Annotated in this window: 19 protein-coding genes; 3 read left to right on the top strand and 16 right to left on the bottom strand. The window is 66.7% G+C overall.

Going from position 1 to position 22704, the window contains the following annotated elements:
* Window positions 1-270: 270 nt before the first annotated feature.
* The 16 genes from bamA to AC1DJN_RS10240 all read right to left on the bottom strand — a co-directional run bounded on the left by bamA (window position 271) and on the right by AC1DJN_RS10240 (window position 17943).
* Entirely contained in the window at window positions 271-2634 is a 2364-nt protein-coding gene (gene bamA / locus AC1DJN_RS10315; protein WP_346602242.1) for an outer membrane protein assembly factor BamA, read from the bottom strand.
* Between the two features lie 74 nt (window positions 2635-2708).
* Window positions 2709-4067 (bottom strand): RIP metalloprotease RseP, encoded by a 1359-nt coding sequence (rseP, locus tag AC1DJN_RS10310; protein ID WP_478039169.1) that lies wholly within the window; start codon window positions 4065-4067, stop codon window positions 2709-2711.
* Between the two features lie 55 nt (window positions 4068-4122).
* Complete coding sequence (locus AC1DJN_RS10305) at window positions 4123-5313, bottom strand: 1-deoxy-D-xylulose-5-phosphate reductoisomerase (RefSeq protein WP_033830714.1); 1191 nt, start codon at window positions 5311-5313, stop codon at window positions 4123-4125.
* A gap of 2 nt (window positions 5314-5315) precedes the next feature.
* Window positions 5316-6152, bottom strand: a complete 837-nt coding sequence (locus AC1DJN_RS10300) for a phosphatidate cytidylyltransferase (protein WP_442251030.1) — start codon at window positions 6150-6152, stop codon at window positions 5316-5318.
* Window positions 6149-6916, bottom strand: coding sequence for a polyprenyl diphosphate synthase (gene uppS, locus AC1DJN_RS10295; protein WP_478039168.1), 768 nt, complete (start codon window positions 6914-6916; stop codon window positions 6149-6151). Before uppS ends, AC1DJN_RS10300 begins: the two co-directional genes overlap by 4 nt.
* 5 nt (window positions 6917-6921) lie before the next feature.
* The gene (gene frr / locus AC1DJN_RS10290; protein ID WP_478039167.1) at window positions 6922-7476 is read right to left on the bottom strand and encodes a ribosome recycling factor; all 555 of its coding nucleotides are present in this window, start codon (window positions 7474-7476) and stop codon (window positions 6922-6924) included.
* 97 nt (window positions 7477-7573) lie between these two features.
* Window positions 7574-8302: a UMP kinase gene (pyrH, locus tag AC1DJN_RS10285; protein ID WP_025877663.1), complete on the bottom strand. Its 729-nt coding sequence runs from the start codon at window positions 8300-8302 to the stop codon at window positions 7574-7576.
* A 119-nt stretch (window positions 8303-8421) separates the two neighbouring features.
* Window positions 8422-9960: a sensor domain-containing diguanylate cyclase gene (locus AC1DJN_RS10280; protein WP_032975791.1), complete on the bottom strand. Its 1539-nt coding sequence runs from the start codon at window positions 9958-9960 to the stop codon at window positions 8422-8424.
* Between the two features lie 269 nt (window positions 9961-10229).
* Window positions 10230-11108 carry a translation elongation factor Ts gene (gene tsf, locus AC1DJN_RS10275; RefSeq protein WP_032975792.1) on the bottom strand — a complete coding sequence of 293 codons (879 nt, stop codon included), beginning with the start codon at window positions 11106-11108 and terminating at the stop codon, window positions 10230-10232.
* Window positions 11109-11233: 125 nt separating this feature from the next.
* Window positions 11234-12037 carry a 30S ribosomal protein S2 gene (rpsB, locus tag AC1DJN_RS10270; protein ID WP_025877657.1) on the bottom strand — a complete coding sequence of 268 codons (804 nt, stop codon included), beginning with the start codon at window positions 12035-12037 and terminating at the stop codon, window positions 11234-11236.
* Between the two features lie 219 nt (window positions 12038-12256).
* A complete protein-coding gene (locus AC1DJN_RS10265) occupies window positions 12257-12955 on the bottom strand; it encodes a fimbrial biogenesis chaperone (protein ID WP_442251031.1) in 699 nt (232 codons plus the stop codon).
* Window positions 12955-13134 carry a hypothetical protein gene (locus AC1DJN_RS10260; protein ID WP_223482177.1) on the bottom strand — a complete coding sequence of 60 codons (180 nt, stop codon included), beginning with the start codon at window positions 13132-13134 and terminating at the stop codon, window positions 12955-12957. The genes AC1DJN_RS10265 and AC1DJN_RS10260 overlap by 1 nt, the downstream gene beginning before the upstream one ends.
* 148 nt (window positions 13135-13282) lie before the next feature.
* Window positions 13283-14317, bottom strand: coding sequence for a Csu type fimbrial protein (locus AC1DJN_RS10255; RefSeq protein WP_478039166.1), 1035 nt, complete (start codon window positions 14315-14317; stop codon window positions 13283-13285).
* A complete protein-coding gene (locus AC1DJN_RS10250) occupies window positions 14314-16653 on the bottom strand; it encodes a fimbria/pilus outer membrane usher protein (protein WP_033830720.1) in 2340 nt (779 codons plus the stop codon). The genes AC1DJN_RS10255 and AC1DJN_RS10250 overlap by 4 nt, the downstream gene beginning before the upstream one ends.
* Before the next feature lie 7 nt (window positions 16654-16660).
* Window positions 16661-17416 carry a fimbrial biogenesis chaperone gene (locus tag AC1DJN_RS10245; RefSeq protein WP_099783394.1) on the bottom strand — a complete coding sequence of 252 codons (756 nt, stop codon included), beginning with the start codon at window positions 17414-17416 and terminating at the stop codon, window positions 16661-16663.
* Window positions 17416-17943, bottom strand: a complete 528-nt coding sequence (locus AC1DJN_RS10240) for a Csu type fimbrial protein (protein WP_025877648.1) — start codon at window positions 17941-17943, stop codon at window positions 17416-17418. The genes AC1DJN_RS10245 and AC1DJN_RS10240 overlap by 1 nt, the downstream gene beginning before the upstream one ends.
* A gap of 173 nt (window positions 17944-18116) precedes the next feature.
* Here AC1DJN_RS10240 and map point away from each other — a divergent pair, with 173 nt between their 5' ends.
* Genes map through dapD form a run of 3 tightly spaced genes read left to right on the top strand, consistent with a single transcriptional unit; the run spans window position 18117 to window position 22680 of the window.
* On the top strand, window positions 18117-18959 hold the full coding sequence (map, locus tag AC1DJN_RS10235; protein ID WP_478039165.1) for a type I methionyl aminopeptidase: 843 nt from the start codon (window positions 18117-18119) through the stop codon (window positions 18957-18959).
* Between the two features lie 20 nt (window positions 18960-18979).
* Entirely contained in the window at window positions 18980-21589 is a 2610-nt protein-coding gene (locus AC1DJN_RS10230) for a [protein-PII] uridylyltransferase (protein ID WP_478039170.1), read from the top strand.
* Window positions 21589-22680, top strand: a complete 1092-nt coding sequence (dapD, locus tag AC1DJN_RS10225; RefSeq protein WP_025877642.1) for a 2,3,4,5-tetrahydropyridine-2,6-dicarboxylate N-succinyltransferase — start codon at window positions 21589-21591, stop codon at window positions 22678-22680. The genes AC1DJN_RS10230 and dapD overlap by 1 nt, the downstream gene beginning before the upstream one ends.
* The last annotated feature ends 24 nt before the right edge of the window (window positions 22681-22704 follow it).

Genomic DNA, 22704 nt, shown 5'->3' with positions numbered 1-22704 from the left:
GCTCACACCCTCGCGGGCCCCACCCATCCGACCTTCGACGGTCTGGCGCGAGTGCCAGCCACGGAAAAACAGAAAAAATCAAAAGCAGTTCGGCTGCCGCGCCCGCGCGGGCGCCCGAAAACGAAAACGCCGGGCAGAGCCCGGCGATTCGTACCCCGTCTGGTGGAAAGCCCCCCTTTGTTAAGGGGGGCGCGCCAACGGCGCGGGGGATAGGGAGCAGGATAGGCCCCGCGGTTTGCATCGCAAACCGTGGGAACGTTTGGGGGCCAGTTAGAACTGGCCACCAAACGTGAATTGCAGACGTTCGATCTCGTCGCCGTCCTTCTTCTTCAGCGGGAACGCATAGCTGATCGAGATCGGGCCGACCGGGGCGCGCCACAGCAGGGCTACACCGGTGGAGACGCGCAGCTCGTTGGCCTTGAAGTTGTCGGTGCCGTTGTAGACGTTGCCGAAGTCGACGAAGGCCGACACACGGGCCGACGGGCTGTCGAACAGGCGCGGGAAGTAGGCTTCGACCGAGCCGACGGTCTTCAGCGAACCACCCAGCGGCTGGCCGTTCGGGTAGCCGTTGGTGACTTCGCGCGGGCCGAGGGTGTTGTCCTCGAAGCCACGAACCGAGTTGGTACCACCGGCGTAGAAGTTCTCGTAGAACGGCAGGCCCGACGCGGTCACCGAGCGCAGGTTGCCATCCTTGTCCGGCACCATCGCGGTCTTGTCATTGCCATAGCTGTCGCCGTAGCCAACTTCCGCGCGGGTGTTGATGACCAGCGAGGGGATGATCGGCCAGTATTTGCTGATCTGGTAGTTGAGCTTGTAGTACTCGACGGTCGAGCCGGGCAGCGTGGTTTCCAGGCCCACGCGCTGGTAGGTACCGCGGGTCGGCATGAAGTAGTCGTTGCGCGAGTCGCGGGCCCAGCCCAGCTCGGTGCGCCAGGAGTGGAACGTGCGGCGCCCGATCACATTGATGTAGTCGATGATGGACTGCGGGGTCGAGCCCGGGTACGTGGTGATCTGGTTGCTGTCGATGCCGAACATCAGCGAGACGGTGTCGGTCTCGGTGATCGGCACGCCGAATACCACCTGCGCCGAACCGTTGGTGCTGTTGTACTGCGCGGTGTTGAAGTCGGAGTAGTCCAGTTCGCGCCAGGACAGGTTGTAGCCCAGCGAGACGCCGTCATCGGTGAAGTACGGGTTGGTGTAGCTGAAGCCGTAGCGCTGCAGGTAGCTGCTGCGCGAAGCTTCGACCGACACGCGGTTGCCGCCGCCCAGGAAGTTGTTCTGCGACAGCTGCACCGAGGTGGTCATGCCGTAGGACTGCGAATAGCCCAGGCCGAACACGAAGCTGCCCGAGGTGGTTTCCTTGACGTTGTAGACGACGTCGACCTGGTCGTTGCTGCCGCTGACGGGCGGGGTTTCCACTTCCACCGCCTCGAAGTAACCCAGGCGCTGCAGGCGGATCTTGGAACGGTCGATCGCGGCCTGCGAGTACCAGCTGTTCTCGAACTGACGCATTTCGCGGCGCATCACCTCATCGGAGGTGCGGGTATTGCCCTTGAAGATGATGCGGCGGACGGTCACGCGCGGGCCGGGCACGACCTGCATGTTGACCGCCACGGTCTGCTCGGCGCGGTTGGTGGTCGGAATCGGGTTCACCTTGGCGAAGGCATAACCGATGTTGGACAGCGAGTTGGTGATCGAGTCGGAGCTGAATTCCAGCAGGGCACGCGAGAACGTGTCGCCGGACTTCTGCACGACCATGCGCTCGACGTCTTCCTGCGGCAGGATCGTATCGCCGCTGACCTTGATCTCGGAGATCTTGTACTGGTCGCCTTCGGTCACGCCGGCGGTGATGAACATGTCGCGCTTGTCGGGGCTGATCGACACCTGCGTCGAGTCGATGCTGAAGTCGACATAGCCGCGGTCCAGGTACCAGGAGTTGAGCTTTTCCAGGTCGCCGGACAGCTTTTCCTTGGAGTACTGGTCGTCACGGCGGTACCACGACGCCCAGTTGTGCTCCTTGGACTCCCAGTACTCCAGGATGTCCTTGCTGTCGTACTTCTCGGTGCCGACGATGTTGACGTGGCGGATCTTGGCCGCCTTGCCTTCCTTGATCGCGATGGCGATGTCGACGCGATTACGGTCCAGCGGGCTCACGGTCGGGGTGATGTCGACGGTGTATTTGCCACGATCGTTGTACTGGCGGCGAAGTTCCTGGGTCACGCGATCCAGGCTCAGGCGATCGAAGGTGCCGCCTTCGGTCAGGCCGATGTCGGACAGACCCTTGAGCAGCTGGTCGGACTTGATGTCCTTGTTGCCGGTGACGGTCAGCTTGTTGATCGCCGGACGTTCCTTGACGGTCACCACCAGGATGCTGCCCTGGCGATCCAGCTGCACGTCTTCGAAGAAGCCGGTCTTGTACAGGGCGCGGATGGTCTCGCCGACCTTGCTGTCGGTGACGGTCTCGCCACGCTCGACCGGCAGGTAGGTGAACACCGTACCGGAGCTGATGCGCTGCAGGCCGTCGACGCGGATGTCGCTGACAGTGAAGGGCTCGGCTGCCTGGGCCAGGGCGGGAGCGCCGGTGACGGCGGCGAGGGCGAGGGCCAGCAGGCGGCGATTGGGGAGTCGCGTCATGTCACGTCCGGTAGGAAGGTCGATTTCATTGGTAAGGGATGCCGACGCTGTAGACGGCAAAAACATGGAAAAGTTCATCGCGGGACCAGGCCGAGGATGTCGTTGTAGAACGCCAATCCCATCAGCCCGGCCAGCAACGCCAGGCCGATGTATTGGCCGGCGGCGACGGCACGCTCGCTCAGCGGGCTGCCCTTGACCAACTCGATAAGGTAATACAGCAGGTGGCCGCCGTCCAAGATGGGGATCGGCAGCAGGTTGATGATGCACAGGCTCAGCGACAGCAGGGCGAGGAACTGGATGAACCAGTCCACGCCGCGTTTGGCCGAAATATTGGCGACCCGGGCAATGGTGACCGGGCCGGAAACGTTCTGCAGCGAGGCTTTGCCGGTCACGATCCGGCCCATCATGGCCAATGAATCGGCGGCCATCCTGCCGGTTTCGCGCACCGCGACCGTGACCGACTGCAGCGGGCCGAACTTGAGCAGGGTGTCGTAGGCGGGGCTGTAGCTCTGGGCAAAGCCGGCGCCGATCTGCCAGATGGGCTGGCCCTTGCCGTCCTTGCCCTGGCGCGGGGTGATCTCCAGCGCCAGGCGCTCGCCACCACGCAGCACCTCGATCATCGCCGGGCCACCGCGGCGGCCGAGGCTGCCCACTTCGCTGATGGCCTGCTCGACGCTGTCGATGCGCTGGCCGTCGATCGCCACGATCAGATCGCCGRCCTGCAGGTGACCCTCTGCAGCCGAACCCTTCACGATGTTGTCCACCAGCGGTGGCTGCAGCCACGCACGCCAGTACACCCCGGCCAGGATCGGAACCCGGCGTTCATCGAAACCAGCCGGCAGCTGCGACAGCGGCAGGGTGCGCGAGCGCAGCTGGTCTGCTGGGTCGAGAACCTGCAGGGTCACGTCGCGACGATCCATCGCCGCCGCGGTCAGGGCCATGCTGGCCTCACCCAGGGTGATCACATCGCGGCCGTCAACGCTCAGCAGGCGATCGCCGCTGCCGAGCCCGGCCGTGGCGGCCATACCGGTAGCGCGGCCGACGGTTGCGGAATAGTCCTGCTTGCCGATCACGAACATCGCCCACAGCAGCAGGATGCACAGCAGCAGGTTGGCGATCGGGCCGGCCGCGACGATGGCGATGCGCTGCCACACGGTCTTGTGGTTGAAGGCCTGGCCGCGCTCGTGCGGATGGACCTCGACTTCGCGTTCGTCGAGGAATTTCACATAGCCGCCCAGCGGGATGGCGGCAATGGCGAACTCGGTGCCATGGCGGTCGCGGCGCGACCACAGCGGACGGCCGAAGCCCACCGAGAAGCGCAGCACCTTGACCCCGCACAGGCGCCCGACCCAGTAGTGCCCGAATTCGTGGAAGGTGACCAGCAGCCCAAGGCTGACGATCATCCACCAGACCGATCCGATGAAGTCAGTCATGCAGGTTCACATTGGCGGACACGGGCGGCGGCGTCATACGGGATGGGTGCGCTGTTCAGGTGGCGGCGATGGCGTTCAGGGTCAGCTGGCGGGCCCGCTGGTCGGCGGACAACAGAACCTCAAGTGTATCGGCTGGTTCGGTCGGCAGTGTTGAAAGAGCGTTAGCAACCAGCGTCGGAATGGTCAGGAAGCCTATGCGGCCCTGAAGAAACGCTGAAACAGCCTCTTCGTTGGCGGCGTTCAGCACCGCCGGGGCGGTGCCACCGGCGCGCATCGCTTGCCACGCCAAGGCCAGGCAGGGGAAGGCGTCGGTGTCGGGGGCCTCGAAATCCAGCCGGCCCTGGGCGAGCAGGTCCAGCCCGGACACGCCCGATTCGATCCGTTGCGGCCAGCCCAGGCCTACGGCCAGAGTGGTGCGCATGTCCGGCAGGCCCATCTGCGCCAGCGTGGAGCCGTCAACGAACTCCACCAGCGAATGCACCAGGCTCTGCGGATGCACCAGCACCTCGATGCGTTCGCCGGGGATGCCGAACAGGTGGTGGGCCTCGATGACCTCCAGGCCTTTGTTCATCAACGTCGCCGAATCGACCGAGATCTTCGGCCCCATCGACCACTTCGGATGCGCCACGGCCTGGGCCGGGGTGACCTGCTGCAGTTCGGCGCGGCTGCGCCCGCGGAACGGGCCACCCGAGGCGGTCAGCAGGATGCGGCGCACGCCGGCACCGTCGAGGCTGGCATCCCGTGAACGCAGGCACTGGAAGATCGCGCTGTGCTCGCTGTCGATCGGGATGATCTCGGCGCCGGCACGTTCGGCGGTGCGGGTCAGTAGTTCGCCGGCCAGTACCAGCGATTCCTTGTTGGCCAGCAGGATGCGCTTGCCGGCCGCAGCGGCGGCCAGGGTCGAGGACAGGCCGGCGGCGCCGACGATCGCGGCAACCACGGTGTCGCAGGCGTCGCTGGCCGCCAGCTGGTCCAGCGCGGCATGGCCGGCGTGGGCCTGGGTGGCCAGGCCGGCTTCGCGCAGGCCGTCGCGCAGTTCGGCATACAGGGTTTCATCGGCGATCACCGCATGCGCGGGCCGGTGCTGCCGGCACAGGGCCAGCAGCGCCTGTACCTGGCGGCCGGCGGCAAGCACGGTGGCCTGGTACCGCAGCGGATGGCGGGCGATCACGTCAAGCGTGGAGGCACCAATCGAGCCGGTGGCGCCGAATACGGCGACCCGGCGCAGGTCTGCAGCAGCTTCCATGGTCAGAACCCGAAGATTTCCTTGCCCAGTGCGAACACCGGGATGGCCGCCAGCACGCCGTCGACGCGGTCGAGCACGCCGCCGTGGCCGGGGATCAGGTGGCCTGAATCCTTGGCGCCGGCATGGCGCTTGATCAGGCTTTCGAACAGGTCGCCCAGTACCGAGGCGAATACGGCCACCACCGAGGTAACCAGCAGGCCGGGCAGGTGCCCGGCATCGATGCCGGCCAGCCAGCCCAGGCCGACGGCCACCGCAACGCCGGCGATCAGCCCGCCGACGAGGCCTTCCCAGGTCTTGTTCGGGCTGATCCGCGGTGCCAGCTTGTGCTTGCCGAAGTGACGGCCAGCGAAGTAGGCGCCCGAATCAGCGGCCCAGACCAGTGCCAGCGCGGCCAGCAGCCACAGGTGGCCCTGATGGCCGGGCGGGTCGCCGCCGGCATGGATCAGCACCAGCGCAGCCCACGCCGGCACGATGGCCAGGGTGCCGGCCAGCAGCTTGAGGATGCGCGCCGGACTGCCAGGCTGCGCGCCGAAGTTGAAGAAGCGCAGCCACACCAGCGCGCCCAGCCACCACGCCACGCCCACCAGGGTCGCGATCTGGAACAGTACCAGGGTGCCGGCATCGGCCCACACCAGCAGCACCATCAGCACCAGGTTGAGGACCAGCAGCACGGTGCGGGCGAGGGTGTCTTCGACGTCGGCCAGCTTCAGCCATTCCCACAGGCCGATCAGCAGCACGGCAGCGGCGGCGGCGGCCAGCCATTGCGTGGGCAGCAACAGGATCGCCGCAATGGCGACCGGCGCCATGATCAGCGCGGCGAGGACTCGGGTCTTGGTCATGGGCTGGRCGTCTCGGTGGCCAGGGCGGCGATCTGGGCGCTGGTCAGGCCGAAGCGGCGCTCACGGCTGGCGTAGGCATCCAGCGCCAGCTGCAGCTGCGCGGCATCGAAATCCGGCCACAGCGCTTCGGTGAACCACAGCTCGGTATACGCCAGCTGCCACAGCAGGAAATTGCTGATGCGGGTATCGCCGCCGGTGCGGATGAACAGGTCCGGTGGCGGCAGGTCGGCCAGGGCCACCTGTCGCCCCAGCAGGGATTCGTCGATCTGCTCGGGAAGCAGGCGGCCGGCTGCAACTTCAACAGCCAGTGCGCGTGCGGCACGGGCGATGTCCTGACGGCCACCATAGCTGGCGGCGATCGACAGGGTCAGTGTGCTGTTGTCGGCGGTGCGCTGTTCGGCCAGCTGCATGCGGCTGACCAGGGCAGCACCGAAGCGCTCGCGTTCGCCGATGAAGCGCACGCGCACGCCGCGCCGATGCAGCTCGTCCACTTCGCGGTCGAGCGCGCCGAGGAACAGCTTCATCAACGCATCGACTTCTTCCTGCGGCCGGCCCCAGTTCTCGCTGGAGAACGCGAACAGGGTCAGCGCCGGAATGCCCAGTTCCAGGCAGCGCTCGATGGTGCGGTTTACCGCGCGCGCGCCGGCTCGATGGCCGATCACGCGGGGGCGACGGCGCTGCTGTGCCCAACGCCCGTTGCCATCCATGATGATGGCGACGTGGCGCGGGAGGGCGGCCGGCAGGGGAGGCGGGACTGAAGGCATCGACTTCAGACCGACATCAGTTCCTTTTCCTTGTCGGCGACGACCTTGTCGATATCCTTGATGTTGGCATCGGTCAACTTCTGGATATCGTCTTCGCCGCGCTTCTTGTCGTCTTCGCTGATCGCCTTGTCCTTCAGCAGCTTGGCGATTTCCTTGTTCGCATCCTGGCGGATGTTGCGCACGGCGATCTTGGCGCCTTCGCCTTCCTTCTGTACCTGCTTGGCCAGTTCCTTGCGGCGCTCTTCGGTCGGCGGCGGCAGGTTGACGCGGATCGAGGTGCCGATGGTGTTCGGGGTCAGCTCGATGTTGTACAGGCCCTTTTCGATCTCCTTGATCATGCTCTTGTCGAAGGGCGTGACCAGCAGGGAGTGGGCGTCGGCGTTGGAGACGGACGCTACCTGGTTCAGCGGCGTGCTGGYGTTGCCGTAAGCATTGACCGTGACACGGTCCAGCAGGGCCGGCGTTGCGCGGCCGGTGCGGATCGAAGTGAGGGTGTGCTTAAGAGCGTCGATGCTCTTGGCCATGCGCGTCTGCGCGTTGTTCTTGATGTCGTTGAGCATCGCCAGGGTCCTGGATGTAACTGGAATCGGGCGATTATAGGCGAATACGGGACGCCGCCGGGCCTGAATCGGCCCGGAGGTCGCCTTGCGCTCAGCCTCAGGCCGGATCGCGGCCCTGGACGAGGGTGCCGATGTTCTCGCCGTGCAGGATCTTCAGCAGCTCGCCCGGCTGGCCCATGTCGAACACGCGCATCGGCAGGTCGCTGTCACGGGCCAGGGCGAAGGCGGCGGTATCCATCACTTCCAGGCCACGGCGGATCACTTCGTCGTAGCTCAGGCTGTCGAAGCGGACAGCGTCGCTGTACTTGTTCGGATCCTTGTCGTACACGCCATCGACCTTGGTTGCCTTCAGCAGCAGGTCGGCGCCGATCTCGATCGCGCGCAGGGCGGCGCCCGAGTCGGTGGTGAAGAACGGGCTGCCGACGCCAGCGGCGAAGATCACCAGGCGGCCCTTTTCCAGGTGGCGGATGGCGCGGCGGCGGATGTAGTCCTCGCACACGTCGTTGATCTTGATCGCGCTCATCACGCGGGCCTTGGCGCCCACTTTTTCCAGCGCATCCTGCATGGCCAGCGCGTTGATGACCGTGGCCAGCATGCCCATCTGGTCGCCGGTGACGCGGTCCATGCCGCCAGCGGCCAGGCCTGCACCGCGGAAGATGTTGCCACCACCGATGACCAGGGCGACTTCGGCGCCGGCCTGCTGGGCCTCGACGACTTCACGGGCCAGGCGGTTGATGATCTTGGGGTCGATGCCGTAGTCCTCATCTCCCATCAGCGCCTCCCCGGAAAGTTTCAACAGGATGCGGCGATAGGCGAGCTTGGACATAGGGACCTCGGGTGCGTGGAAATCGCGGGCGATTCTACGCGCAAGCGGCGCGCGGCCAAAGCGTTTTGTGCACTGCGGCGCAAAATACCGGTGTGCCCCGTGCATCCGGGGCGCACCATTCAGCCCAGCTCGGCGCCAGCAGTGGCAGACAGTTCATCATGCCCCAGTTCGCCCGGAGAGCGTGCGATGACCCTGTTGCGACCCAGGTTCTTGGAGCGGTAGAGAACGTCATCGGCGGCGCGCAGCAGGTCCTGCACGCCGGCAAAGCGCTCGTAGCCGCCCTGGGTGGCCACGCCGGCCGAGAAGGTGATGAACAGCGGGCCACCTTCCAGTTCCGCCATCGGAGTGGCGACGATGTTCGCCAGTACCCGGCGGATCACGTCCAGGGCCACCGATTCACTGGTATTGGGCAGCAGCGCGACGAACTCCTCGCCGCCGAAGCGGGCCACGGTGTCGCTGTTGCGCAGCTGCCCCTGCAGCTTGCCGGCAAAGGCGCGCAGCACCTCGTCGCCGGTCAGGTGGCCGTGCGCATCGTTGATCTTCTTGAAATCGTCCAGGTCGATGAAGGCCACCGACAACGGCCAGCCATGGCGGCCGGCGCGCAGGAATTCCTGTTCCAGCACGGCTTCGAGCTGGCGGCGGTTGAGGACGCCGGTCAACGCGTCGCGATGGGCCTGGTCGGCCAGGCGCTTGGCGCGGGCCTCGAATTCATCGGCGCGGCGGCGCGCCTGGTCGGCATCCTGCAGTTCGCGCAGGTTGCGCAGGGTGGCCAGTTCCTGGGCGTGGTCGATCAGTTCACGCACGCGTGCCGGCGAGTTCAGGCCGTTCTCGAACAGGCTGGCGATGTCCGGCAGCGCTTCGCTGATCCGCGCCAGCACCTGGTCGAAGCGGGCGCTGTCCATCTGCAGGCGGTCGTGGACCTGCTGCAGGGCGCGTTCGCGTGCGCCATCGGCGTCTTCATCCAGCCAGATGTCGGCGACCGCGCCAGACAGCTGTACGCAGGCCTGGAACGGATTTTCGGCGGTGACTTCGTCTTCGCTGTGGCGGATGCTGTCCACCAGGTAGCGCGGCAGGCCCCACTCCTCGGCCACCCATGCGCCGACGTCGGCGTGGCTGCAGCCGAGTTCCTGGCGCTCGCGCGCGATCAGGTCGGGGTTGTCGCGCGCCTCGCGCAGCAGCGGTAGGTAGCGTTCGGATTCGGCCTGGGCCAGGCACAGCACGCCCATGTCCTGCAGCAGTCCGGCCAGCATCAGCTCCTCCAGCCTGCGCAGGCCGCGCGCTTGGCCGAGCTGGCTGGCCGCCAGCGCGCTGAGGATGCTGCGCTTCCAGGCGCGTTGGCGCAGATCGTGGTCGGCGCCGCCTTTGCCGGTCAGGCCCTGGGTGACAGTGAAGCCCAGGGCGAGGCTGATCGTAGCGTTGAGCCCGAGCATGGTCAGCGCCTGGCCGAGGTTCTCGATCCGGCGCCGGCTGGCATACAGCGGTGAATTGGCGATACGCAGCATGCGCGCACTCAGCGCCATGTCGATGGCGATGATGTCCGCAGCGGTTGCGATGTCCGCCTCCGGGTCCTGGGCCAGTTCGATGATGCGCAGGGCAATACCGGGCGGCGAGGGGAGGTTGCGGCAAAGCGCCAGTGCAGCTGTCAGCTCGGGAGGCATGTCGGGTCGTTCAATTCCATTAGGACAAGAATACCTAGGAATGCATCACAGTCTGCGAATTTCGTTCCTGTTATGTGACTGCAGGTTCCCTTTGCCGAGTATCGGCTTGATTCGCTTGCAACGCAAAGGTGTCGGTGTGCGCACCAGCGGTGCGCACCCACAGATTCGGCCACCCACAGGTGAAGGGCACCCGCAGGCCCACCGGCATAAAAAAAGAGCCGCGGTTTCCCGCGGCTCCTTCTGGTTTCATTACAGCCGTGAGGCTGGAATCAGACCTGCATCGCCTTGGCAACTTCGGCGGCGTAGTCTTCCACCACCTTCTCGATGCCTTCGCCAACGACCAGCAGCTGGAAGCCAGCCACGTCGGCGCCGGCGGCCTTGACCACCTGCTCGACGGTCTTGTCGCCGTCCAGGACGTAGCTCTGGCCGTACAGGGTCACTTCGCTGACGATCTTGTTGATCTTGCCGCTGATGATCTTTTCCAGGATGTCGGCCGGCTTGGACTTGTCCTTCTCGGACATCTTGGCCAGTTCGATTTCCTTTTCCTTTTCCACGAACTCGGCCGGCACATCGGCAGCCTTGTTGTGCGGCGGCTTCAGCGCGGCCACGTGCATGGCCAGGCCGCGAGCCAGTTCGGCGTCGCCGCCGATCAGGTCGACCAGCACGCCGACCTTGCCGTTGGTGTGGACGTAGGAACCGACGTTGCCAGTGGTGTCCAGCTTGACCAGGCGACGGATCTGGATGTTCTCACCCAGGGTCTGCACGGCGGTCGCGCGGGTTTCTTCGACGGTCTGGCCGGTCGGCAGGGTGGCCGACTTCAGGGCTTCCACGTCGGCGGCGCCCGATGCCAGTGCAGCGGCAGCGACGGAATCGACGAAGTTCTTGAAGTTGATGTCGTTGGCGACGAAGTCGGTTTCCGAGTTGATCTCGACCAGCACGGCCTTGCCGCCGTCCTGGGCCAGGCCCAGACGACCTTCGGCGGCCACGCGGTCAGCCTTCTTGTCGGCCTTGGCAGCGCCGGACTTGCGCAGCGCTTCAGCAGCGGCGTCGATGTTGCCGCCGGCCTCGGTGAGCGCCTTCTTGCATTCCATCATGCCGGCGCCAGTGCGCTCGCGCAGTTCCTTGACCAGGGAAGCAGTGATTTCCACGGGATTACCTCACGAAAGAAAGGGGTTGGGCCGGCATGGTGGCCGGYCCGTGTGACAGTTTCCTGTCGTCGCGCCATCGGCAGCGGACAGGAAAGGTGGGCGCGTGGCGCCCACCGGGGCCTGGATCAGGCCTGGGCTTCGCCCTTGTCGGCAGCAGCCTTCTTGGCCGGAGCGCGGCGAGCCGGCTTGCCTTCTTCGGCCGGAGCGTCGGCGAACTCTTCTTCACGGACGGTGGCGGCGTGCGGTGCAGCAGCCTTGCCTTCCAGCACGGCGTCAGCAGCGGCGCGTGCGTACAGCTGCACGGCACGGATGGCGTCGTCGTTGCCCGGGATCGCGTAATCCACCAGCTCCGGGTTGTAGTTGGTATCGACGACGGCGATCACCGGGATGCCGAGCTTCTTGGCTTCCTTGATGGCGATGTCTTCGTGGCCGATATCGATGACGAAGATCGCGTCCGGCAGACGGTTCATGTCCTTGATGCCGCCCAGCGAGGCTTCCAGCTTGTCGCGCTCGCGACGCAGGCCCAGCACTTCGTGCTTGACCAGCTTCTCGAAGGTGCCGTCGGATTCACCGGCTTCCAGTTCCTTCAGGCGGGCAACCGACTGCTTGACGGTACGGAAGTTGGTCAGGGTGCCGCCCAGCCAACGCTGGTTCATGAACGGCATGCCGCAACGCTCGGCTTCTTCGCGGATCGACTCACGCGCGCTGCGCTTGGTGCCCAGGAACAGGATGGTGCCGCGCTTCTGGGCAACCGACGAGATGAAGTTCATCGCGTCGTTGAACAGCGGGACGGTCTTTTCCAGGTTGATGATGTGGATCTTGCCGCGGGCGCCGAAGATGTACGGAGCCATTTTCGGGTTCCAGTAGCGGGTCTGGTGGCCGAAGTGGACGCCGGCTTCCAGCATCTGACGCATGGTGACCTGAGGCATTGCAGAACTCCTGATGGGGAACCGGCGATTCCGCCCGCGGGATAGGTATGCGGGACGCGTGGAAGCGCTGAAGGTTCCGGGGTTGGGCTTCCCTGTTGCCTCCGTGGCCGAACTCCTTGCGGAGCACCCCGGCACGGATGGGGGCAGCAGGTGTGGATTCACCGGTGACGTCCGGTGTGGACGGTGTCCCGCGCACGGGGCGGCAGGACATCCCGGCAATTATAGCCCGCTTGGCTGGCTCGCTGCAATTGCGGGTGCCCGCGCCGCCAGGATGACCTCCGTTCCGTCCTGCAGGCGGGCATGGAACCTGCCGCCTGCATAGCCATCGGCGCGCGGCGGCAACTGCCACTGGCGCTGGCGCGCCGCCAGCACGTAGCCGGCAAGGCCGGGCAGCAGCAGGCTGCGCTGGCCGCCAGCCGTGTCATAGGCAAGGTCGCTCAAGCGCGCGTGCCGGGTGCCACTGTTCAACAGTCTCAGCATGAATTGCGACCCGTTGACCACCAGCTCTGCCTGCAGGCAGGGGGACGCTGGGCCGACCGGTTCGCTGCGGAACAGGGGCAGTGAATAGCGCGGCATGGCCGGTTCTGCCGGTGCCAGGATGATACGGAATGCCTGTTCAGCGGCCACAGGCGCGGACGACGCCGGCAGCAACCACACGCGCTGGCGGGCGCCGGCCGGCAGGTCCAGCAAGGTCGGACTGGCCAGCACCTGCCCGCTGCGCTGCAGGTGTTCCGCATCCTGTTGCTGGTCCCACGCCCAGATCTGCACCTGGCCGCGCCAATGCCCGGGGCCAGGATTGTGCAGCCACAGCTCGGTCCGCCCCTGCGCAGCCGGCAGGTGCAGGGTGGTCGGCATCAGGTCCAGCGCCTGCAAGGGCATGGGCAGCAGTGCCATCAACAGGGGCAGCAGCCGGCGCATCAGTAGTAAGTGGTGGGCGGTTCGGGCAGCGAATGCCCCTGTTCGTCCTGCGCTGGCGGGGCCAGTTCACGGACCTGGGGCGGCAGGTGACCGCCGTCGCTGTGCTGCTGTGGCACCGGGCAACGTGGGCCGCCCTCCGTGCCGACGCAGCCTTCAACCACGGTCAGGCGGATCTGCATTGGGACGGGCGCCGGGTCGGCCCACGCTGCTGTGCTGGCGATGGACATCGCTCCGATCAGTACTGCCCGAACCACCTGCGATCCACCGTGTTGTCGACCTGATGCGCGGTATCGGCCGAGATGGGGGATTCTGTAGAGCGGGCTCCCCTCAGTAGGTGATCGTCACCTGCACCAGGTCGTTGTAGGTGCCCGCCGGAGGCTGTCCGGCAACGGGAGGCACACGCCCGAATATGTTCAGTGTCTGCGCGCTGCCAGTGCCGACGCCGCTTAAGGTGTCCACGGTGAGCGTATTGCCCCAGCGCAGGCTGCGCGCAGCGTCCCGGTACAGCTCGTAGGTCAGGTAATAGCTGTTGCCGCCGATGGTGGTGCGCATGCGCCGGGTGGTAGTAAGGGCCGGGTTGTTCTGACCGTTGTTCAGGCCGACCTGGTAGGCGGTGCGCTTGAGGCAGGTCAGCGTCAGGGTGGCGGTCTGGTCGATGTTGGCGGGAATGCCGCCGGTGACGTTGCCGAAATTCATGGTGGTGGTGAGGTAGCTGCCGCATTGCGGCAGCACGGTGGCAGTGGCATTGAAGGTGAAGGCATTGCTGGCGGTGTTGGTGCCGGTAGCGCCGCCATTGCAGGTGGCCGGTACGGTGGCGGTGCCCAGCAGCACCTCGTTCCAGGCCCAGGTAAGCACCACGTTGGCCCCGGTGAAGGTGCTGCTGTAGTTGCCGGAGGCCAGCACCTGGTTGGCCGGGATCTGTGCGAACAACTGCGTGGTACGGCTGCCGGAGCCGCCGATCAGCGGCACGTTGTAGGTCATCGTCAGTTCCTGTGCGGGAGGTGTGCCGCGCGGTGCCAGGCCGGTGACTTCGCTGTAGTTGGCGACGTTGTAKATCTGGAAATTGAGCGGATCACTGCTGCCGTTGACCATTGTCCGCCACGGCGAGGTACTGGTGCCGCCGGTGCCATTGCCCAGGCCGATGCAGACGCGGATGCCGGYGGTGGCGACCAGGCTGAGTGCGGCGGTGGAGCAGTTCACGGTGATGTTCAAGGTGCCGGGGGTGGCACCTGCCGCGCCGCTGCTGACGTTGCCGAAGGGCAGCAGCGCGTCGGCGGTGGCGGTGCAGGTCGCGGCCGCGCGTGTCGATGCACTGGCGATCAGGCCGGCCAGAAGCAGCAGGCCGAGCAGCAGCATCCTCATGGCGCCACCTCCGGCACGCATTGCAGCGGGACCGGGCGGGCGCTGGCCCCGACGGCGACCACCTGCGGTGCCGGCACGCGGACCCGGCACTGGCCACCGCTGCTGGTGATGTACAGCACGCTGCCGGGTGCAACGTCCTCCAGGTACAGCAGGCCGTCGTAGCCGACGGTGGCCTGGCGGCCATCGGGCAGCTGCACTTCGCTGCCCACCTCCAGCGGTTGCCCCCTCATGTCCTGCAGGATCAGCCGCAATGACGCGCGCGAACGCAGGTTGAAGGTCAGGCCGGTGCCGGCGCGCTGGCGGGGTGTCACCCAGTCCTCGATGCGATCAGCGCGCATGTCCGCTGGCAGGTCCAAGGTGTCGATGGAGACGCGGTTGCGCTGCCAGGACAGCAGCGGGCTGATCAGCAGCAGGCCACGCTCGTCGGTGGCACCGATCAGGCGGTTCTCAAGCCGCACCGGCACACCGCCAACGCCATTCGTGCTGACCACGGCGAAGGCATCGGCGACTTCGCGGGCGGCGAAGGTGTGCCCGGCCATCCACACCAGGCTGCCGCTGGCGCTGCCATAGGCGTAGTTGAGGCCCGCCTGGCGGGAGGCACCGAAGGCGTAGCGGCCGACATCGTTGAGGATGCCGACTTCGGCCAGGCCGCCGCTGCCGCCGTCGCCGTGGCGGACCTGCGCGCGCCAACCGATACCGCCTGCGCTGCCGTCGCCCGGGACCGGCTGGGTGACATCGGCGACCCAGCTCTGGCGGTCGCCATTGCGCTGGCTGGACAGGCTGGCCTGGCGGTTGTTGCCCAGGCTTGCGGTCAGCGACAGGTAGACGCTGCGGTCATCACTGTCGTCCAGGTTCTGGTTGACCGACAGGTAGGCCGACCAGCGCGGGCTCCAGCTGCGTGACCAGAACAGGCTGGCATAACGGTTGTCATCGCCATCGGGGTAGCGCAGGCGAAGGTAACTGGCGCTGAGGGTGCCCAGGCGCAACAGGTCCAGGCCGACCGTGGCCTGCTCGCTGATGCTGGGCGGCAGGTTGGCCTGCAGCGCGCCCAGGTCGCGGTAGTCGCCGTGGCTGCGCACGCTGCGCAGGTTGAAATTGAAGCGCCGGTTGTTCCAGCTGTACCCGAGCGCCCACTGTCCGCCCTGCAGGCCCTGGTAGCGGCTGTGGGCATAGGCGGCATTGAGCACGCCGGCGCCGCCCAGCAGCCACCAGCCACCCACGCCGGCCTGCGCCAGGCCGCCGCCGCCCTCGGCATGTGCTTCACCGGTGAATGTGTCGCTGACGCCGCCGCGCCAGCTGGCGCTTGCCACGGTACGGTCGTCATAGGCGAAGGAGCGTTCGCCGAACTGCTCGCGCAGCTGGCCGACGCCGAGCGACCAGTCCGACAGACCCTTGGCCAGCAGCTGCTGGGTGCCGTAGAAGCTGAAATCCAGGGTCTGCATGCGGCCGAAGGCATCGGTGACCACCACCTGCGCGCTGCCGGTGCCGCTGATGCCCGGCTGCGCCGCCAGCTGGAACGGCCCGACCGGTACCTGGCCGCTGTACTGGCGCAGGCCATCGACATACAGCTCGACCGTCGATGGCACCACCGCCTGGCCGAGGAAGGCCGGGGTGGGGGTGAGGACGCGATACGGCTGCAGCCCGTAATTGCGCCCGATCTGCAGGCCGCCCAGGCGTACCGGCCGGCTCCAGTCGACAAAGCCGCTGTAGAAGTCGCCAACCTCCAGGGTCAGCGCCTTGTCCGGGAAATCCAGTGTCCAGCGCGTATCAAGGCGTACGCTTTCGCTGCGCCAGTGGCGGTCGCCGGTCTGGTAGCGACGGCTGACGGCGGTGTTCTCGAAGGTGCCGGTACCGATGCCGAACACCCGCAGTTCAGAGCTCAGGGTAAGGTTGCCGAGGCTGTCGACACGGCTGCCGTACAGGTCGTAATTGAGCAGGACGCCGGGCGAGGCGCTGCCGCGGGAAGCGCGGACCTGCGGGCGGCTGAGCACGGTCGTGGGCAGGGTCAACTGGTCCAGTGGCACGTCCAGCGCGAGGGTCTGCAGGTGCGCGTCATAGCGCACCACCGCACCGCTGATCTGGTCGAGGTACACCGGGGCATCGCCGCTGGCGTTGAAGCCAAGCTGGCGCAGGATTTCGGGGCTGGCCTGCAGGCGGCCACGGTTGTCGGTGAAGGGCAGCAGGCCGCGCGGCGTGCTGTTGAGGGTCACGTCCAGGTACAGCGTCTGGTTGGCCGTGAGTGGGGTTGGTGGCGGCAGCAGGGCATCGGCGGAGACCCCGGAGACATCGGCTGCATGAGCCGCCGGGGACAGGGCCGCACCGAGCGCTGCGCTCATCAGCGCCTCAGCGAGCCGGTGGTGGCGGCAGCGACGTCTGTTCCGACTCGCCATTGAGCTTGGCCGTGATCTGGTCGTTGTCGCGGTCGATCGCCGTGCGCTCCAGCGGCCAGCGCATGACCTGGCCGGGCAGCACATAGCCCAGCAGGCCGGGATGGACGATGCGCGGCCGCTCCGGGCTACCCAGGGCGAGGTCAGCGATCTGCGCGTAGCTGTTGCCGGTATTGCCTACTTCCACGCCGTTGCGACCGTCGTCCAGCCGCACCAGGCGGGCGTGCAGCTGCGGTGCCAGCCGGCTGCCAGCGCCGGGTTGCACGAATACCGGGATGGAATAGCGCAGCACGAACTGCATGCCTTCGGTGCGCGTGGCCAGATCGGGCACCTCGTCGACGATCAGCCGGTAGTACTGCTGCGCAGCCGGTGCGTCGGCCACGGCGCGCATGACCCGTACCAGCTGCTGCTGGCCGGCGGCCAACTCCTGCATCGGCGGCGTGGCCAGCAGATCTTCGGTGGGCAGCAGCTGTTCGTTGCCGTCCTGCTGCACCCAACGGAATACCCGGACCTGCAGCTTCACCGGCGAGGTGCCGCTGTTGGTCAACCACAGTTCGCCAGCGCGCTGGCGTGCCTCCAGCTGCAGGCTGGTGGGCGCGACCTGCAGGCTGGTCGCCGACGCCGCGGAGACCCAAAGCAGCAGGCTGAGAACGAGCAGCGCCACGCCGGTGGCGCGCCACGGGCGGGATCCGGCCATGCGGGCGTGCTCCATCAATAGGTGATCGTGGCTGTAACGGTATCCAGGTAGTTGCCGGTCGCAGCGTTGGCCGTGCTCAGGTTGAGGATCTGGCCGTAGACGATGTAGGGCACCGCCAGGCCGGTGCCGATACCGGCCTGGGTGTTGGTGCCCGTGGTGGCGCCCCACACCAGGGTATGCGCGGCATCCTGGTAGAGCTGGTAGCCCACGTAGTTGTTGGCCGTCACTGCTGCGTTGGTGTTCTTCATCCGCCGCGTGGTGACGTCATTGGCCGTACCGGCATTGGCACCGGCGTTGAGCGAGATGGTGTACGGGGTCAGCGCCGAACACTGTGCGGTTACGGTGCCCTGGCCCAGGGTCGGGGTGGCGGTGGTGGAGGCGGCGGTACCGAAGTCGACGTTGGTCGCGGCGGCCGCGGTGATGGTGCAGGCCTTGGTGACCACCAGGGTGACGTTGAACGTAGTGGTGTCGGCGGCGGCGGCCGGGCCAGCCACCAGCAGGGCCAGGGCCCAAGCCCAGGGGGAACGAACGGTGGATCGCATGGACAACCTCCCTGACCCGAAGGTCCGTTGAACAGCGCGAAGTCGGCACGTTCTGCGCCGATTTGACGACAGTGGGGCCAGCGTAGGCACCGCAAGTGTCTGTATTCCGTGAGAAACAGGCGATCGAAAGGGTGTGGCCCATCACGCTTTCACGTTCCTTGCCGGATCCGTGCATGCCCCGGATCGCCAGTTGGGTGGCGTTCGTTCAGATTGCGGCCGGATCGGCGATAATGGGAGCCATGAGCGTGAATATCAAAACCCCGCAGGAAATCGAGATGATGCGCATCGCCGGCCGCCTGGCCAGCGAAGTGCTCGACATCGTCACCCCCCACGTCAAGCCCGGTGTCACGACCGAGGAACTGGACCGCATCTGCCACGACCACATCGTGAACGTGCAGGGCGCCATTCCGGCCAACGTCGGCTACCGCGGCTTCCCCAAGACCGTGTGCACCTCGGTCAACAATGTCATCTGCCACGGCATTCCCAGCGAAGGGAAGGTCMTCAAGGATGGCGACATCATCAATATCGACGTCACCGTCATCAAGGACGGCTGGCATGGCGACACCAGCCGCATGTACTTCGTCGGCACCCCGTCGGTGATGGCCAAGCGCCTGGTCGACGCCACCTATGAAGCGATGTGGCGCGGCATCCGCGCGGTGCGTCCGGGCGCAACCCTGGGYGACGTCGGCCATGCGATCCAGAGCTACGCCGAAGGCGAACGTTTCAGCGTGGTGCGCGAGTACTGCGGCCACGGCATCGGCAAGGTCTACCACGATGAACCGCAGGTGGTGCATTACGGCCGTCCGGGCCAGGGCCTGGTGCTGCAGCCGGGCATGACCTTCACCATCGAGCCGATGATCAACGAGGGCACCCGCTACAACAAGGTGCTGCCCGATGGCTGGACCGTGGTGACCAAGGACCGCAAGCTGTCGGCACAGTGGGAGCACATGATCGCCGTCACCGAGACCGGCGTGGACGTGCTGACCCTGTCGCCGGGCGAGTCGCAGGTCTCCTGACGATGCTGCCGGCGAGTTCGCTGCTGGACACGCCGGCCGCGTCGCTCAACGACCCGGACTGGGCTGCTGCCGCGCGCGACGCGCTGCAGCAGGCCGATACGCGCCTGTACCGCCGCTTCGACCAGGGCGACAACATCGAGCGCCTGCTGGCCTTGCGCGCGCGCGCGGCCGATCACCTGATCCGCCATGCGTGGCAGCGCTGCCTGCCGGCCGACAGTGGCCTGTCGCTGTTTGCGGTCGGTGGCTATGGGCGCGGTGAACTGTTCCCGCGCTCGGACATCGACCTGCTGGTGTTCGGCGATCCGCAGGCGCAGCTGGCCCATGAAGAGGCGCTCGCGCGCCTGTTCGCGCTGCTGTGGGATTGCGGCCTGGCGGTCAGCCACGCGGTGCGTTCGGGCGGGCAGTGCAGCGAGGCTGCGGCCGACCAGACCGTGCTGACGGCGTTGATCGAAGCGCGCCCGCTGATGGCCGATGAGGCGGCGCGGCGTGCGCTGCGTGCGGCAGTGGATGACCGCGAGCTGTGGCCGCCGCGTGCGTTCTTCCTGGCCAAGCTGGAAGAACTGCGCAACCGCCACCAGCGTTTCGGCGACACCGCCGACAACCTGGAGCCGGACCTSAAGGATGGCCCCGGYGGCCTGCGCGATCTCAAYACGCTGGGCTGGATGGCGCTGCGTGCGTTTGGCGTGCGCGATCTGGAAGCGCTGGTCGGCCTGGGCCACCTGGGCGCTGACGAGGCCGCGGCGCTGAAGCGCGAACGTGCGGTGCTGGCGCGACTGCGCTTCGGCCTGCACCTGGTGGCGCGACGCCCGGAAGAGCGCCTGCGCTTCGATTACCAGAAGACCCTGGCCGCGCGCCTGGGCTTTGAAGACGACGCCGAGAGCCTGGGCGTCGAGAAGATGATGCAGGGCTTCTACCGCGCCGCTTCGGTGGTGCGGCGGATCAGTGATCGTCTGCTGCAGCGTTTCGAGGAACAGTTCGATGGCGAGGCACAGCCTGAGCCGCTGACCGTGGGGTTCGCGCTGCGCCGTGGCTACCTGGCGGCCAACGATGCCGACTGGCCGAATGCTGACATCGGCCAGGTCTTCGCGCTGTTCGCCAGCTGGGCGAACAATCCGCAGATCCGTGGCCTGCATTCGTTGACTGCGCGCGCGCTGGCCGAATCGCTGCCGTTGCTGCCTGCCTATGACCAGGCAGACCCTGATGCGCGCGAACAGTTCATGGCCCTGCTGCGTGGCCAGCGCCCGGTCGACACGCTTTCGCGCATGGCGCGGCTGGGCGTGCTCGGGCAGTGGATTCCCGCATTCGCCCAGGTCAGCGGGCGCATGCAGTTCGACCTGTTCCATGTCTACACCGTCGACCAGCACACGCTGATGGTCCTGCGCAACATGGGGCTGTTCGCCAGCAGTCGCGCCGATGAACGTTTCTCCATCGCCCACGAAGTCTGGCCGCGCCTGCGCAAGCCCGAACTGCTGCTGCTGGCCGGCCTGTTCCACGACATCGCCAAGGGGCGCGGCGGCGATCATTCCGAACTGGGCGCGGTCGATGCACGGGCGTTCTGCCACGCGCAGGGGCTGAGTGGTTCGGATACCGAACTGGTGGCCTGGCTGGTCGAACAACACCTACGGATGTCGGTGACCGCGCAGAAGCAGGACATCGCCGATGCGGACGTGATCCATCGTTTCGCGACCCTGGTCGGCAGCCGCGACCGCCTGGATTACCTCTATCTGCTGACCTGCGCCGACATCGCCGGCACCAGCCCGAAGTTGKGGAACGCGTGGAAGGACCGGCTGCTGGCCGATCTGTATTTCGCTACCCGCCGCGCGCTGCGCGAGGGCCTGGAGCATCCGGTGCCGGCCGCCGAGCGCGTGGCCGAAGCGCGCGACAGCGTGCGTGCGCTGGTGCGCGAGCAGGGCTACGACGATGCCACCATCGACCGCCAGTTCGCGGTGATGCCTGACGAAGGTTTCATCCGCCTGCGCCCGGAACAGTTGGCCTGGCAGGCTGCCGCACTGGTGCCGATCAAGCAGGGCCAGACGCTGGTGAAGGTACGCCGGATCAGCGTTGACGACCCAGCGCTGGAAGTGTTCGTGCACTCGCCGGACCGTGATGGCCTGTTTGCCGCGATCGTGATGACCCTGGACCGCAAGGGTTACGGCATCCACCGCGCACGCGTGCTGGATGGTCCGTCCGAGACGATTTTCGATAATTTTGAAGTCAGCCCGGCCGATACGTTTGCCGATGGCAGCAGCGCCAACCTGGAAGCTGCACTGCGCGAGGCGCTCAGTGGCGACCTTGCGCGGCTGCGTCCCTCGCGCCGGGTGGTGCCACGCCAGCTGCGCCACTTCCGTTTCGCCCCGCGCATCGAGTTCCGCGATGAACCCGGCGCGACCCGTTTTGCCCTGGTCGCCCCCGACCGCCCCGGCCTGCTGGCCGACGTGGCGTTCGTGCTGCGCAACCAGGGACTGCGCGTGCAGGACGCGCGCATTGCCACATTCGGCGAACGCGCCGAAGACACCTTCGTGATCAGTGACGAACACGACCTCCCCCTGACTGAATCCGCCCGGCAGCAGCTGCATGACGCAATGCTGGCCTGCCTGGACCCTGATCGAAACGCCGGAGACCCCGCCTGATGGCCACCAAGCCTGCAAAGAAGACTGCCGCGACTGCCAAGAGCGCCGCGGCCAGAAAGACTACTGCCGCTGCCCCGGCTGCGAAGAAAGCTGCACAACAGCCGAAGGCGGGCCAGACCGCAGCGGTGAAGAAGGCCGCCGTGCCGAAACAGGCTGCAGCGAAGAAGGCGCCGGCAAAGAAGGTCCCGGCCAAGACCGCCGAAGCTGCGCGCGCCGAGAACATCGCGCGCAAGTCGCTGCGCAAGCCGGCCGGGCCGGGCGTGGAAGAACTGAAGTTCGGCATCGAAAGCGCCTTCGAGCGCCGCGCCACGCTGACCCTGCACGAACTGGAAGGCTCGACCCGGCCGCTGGTCAACCGCGTGATCGATGGCCTGGAAAGCGGCGAGTTCCGCGTCGCCGAACCCGATGGCCATGGTGGCTGGAAGGTCAACGAATGGCTGAAGAAGGCGGTGCTGCTGTATTTCCGCGTCAACGACATGGCCGTGGTCGATGCACGCCCGGCACCGTTCTGGGACAAGGTCGAATCGCGCTTTGCCGGCTATGACGAGGCGAAGTTCCGCCGTGGCGGCGTGCGCGTGGTGCCGGGTGCGATCGCCCGTCGCGGCACGTATTTCGGCAAGGACGTGGTGCTGATGCCGAGCTTCACCAACATCGGTGCCTACGTCGGCGAAGGCACCATGGTCGACACCTGGGCCACCGTCGGTTCCTGCGCGCAGATCGGCCAGCACTGCCACCTGTCCGGTGGTGCCGGCATCGGTGGCGTGCTCGAGCCGCTGCAGGCCAGCCCGACCATCATCGAAGACCATTGCTTCATCGGCGCGCGTTCGGAAGTGGTGGAAGGCGTGGTCGTCGGCCATCACAGCGTGATCGGCATGGGCGTGTTCCTCAGCCAGAGCACCCGCATCTACAACCGCGCCACCGGCGAAATCAGCTACGGCTACATTCCGCCGTACAGCGTGGTGGTGTCCGGCTCGCTGCCGAGCAAGGACGGTACGCACTCGCTGTACTGCGCGGTGATCGTCAAGCAGGTCGATGCCCGCACCCGCAGCAAGACCAGCGTCAACGACCTGCTGCGCGGCCTGGCCGACTGACGGGGCCGCACGCATGAGCACCAC

The organism is Stenotrophomonas sp. 05L414_2 (assembly GCF_056397905.1).
The sequence above is the reverse complement of the archived record's forward strand: the minus strand, read 5'-3'. Positions and strand labels throughout refer to the sequence as shown.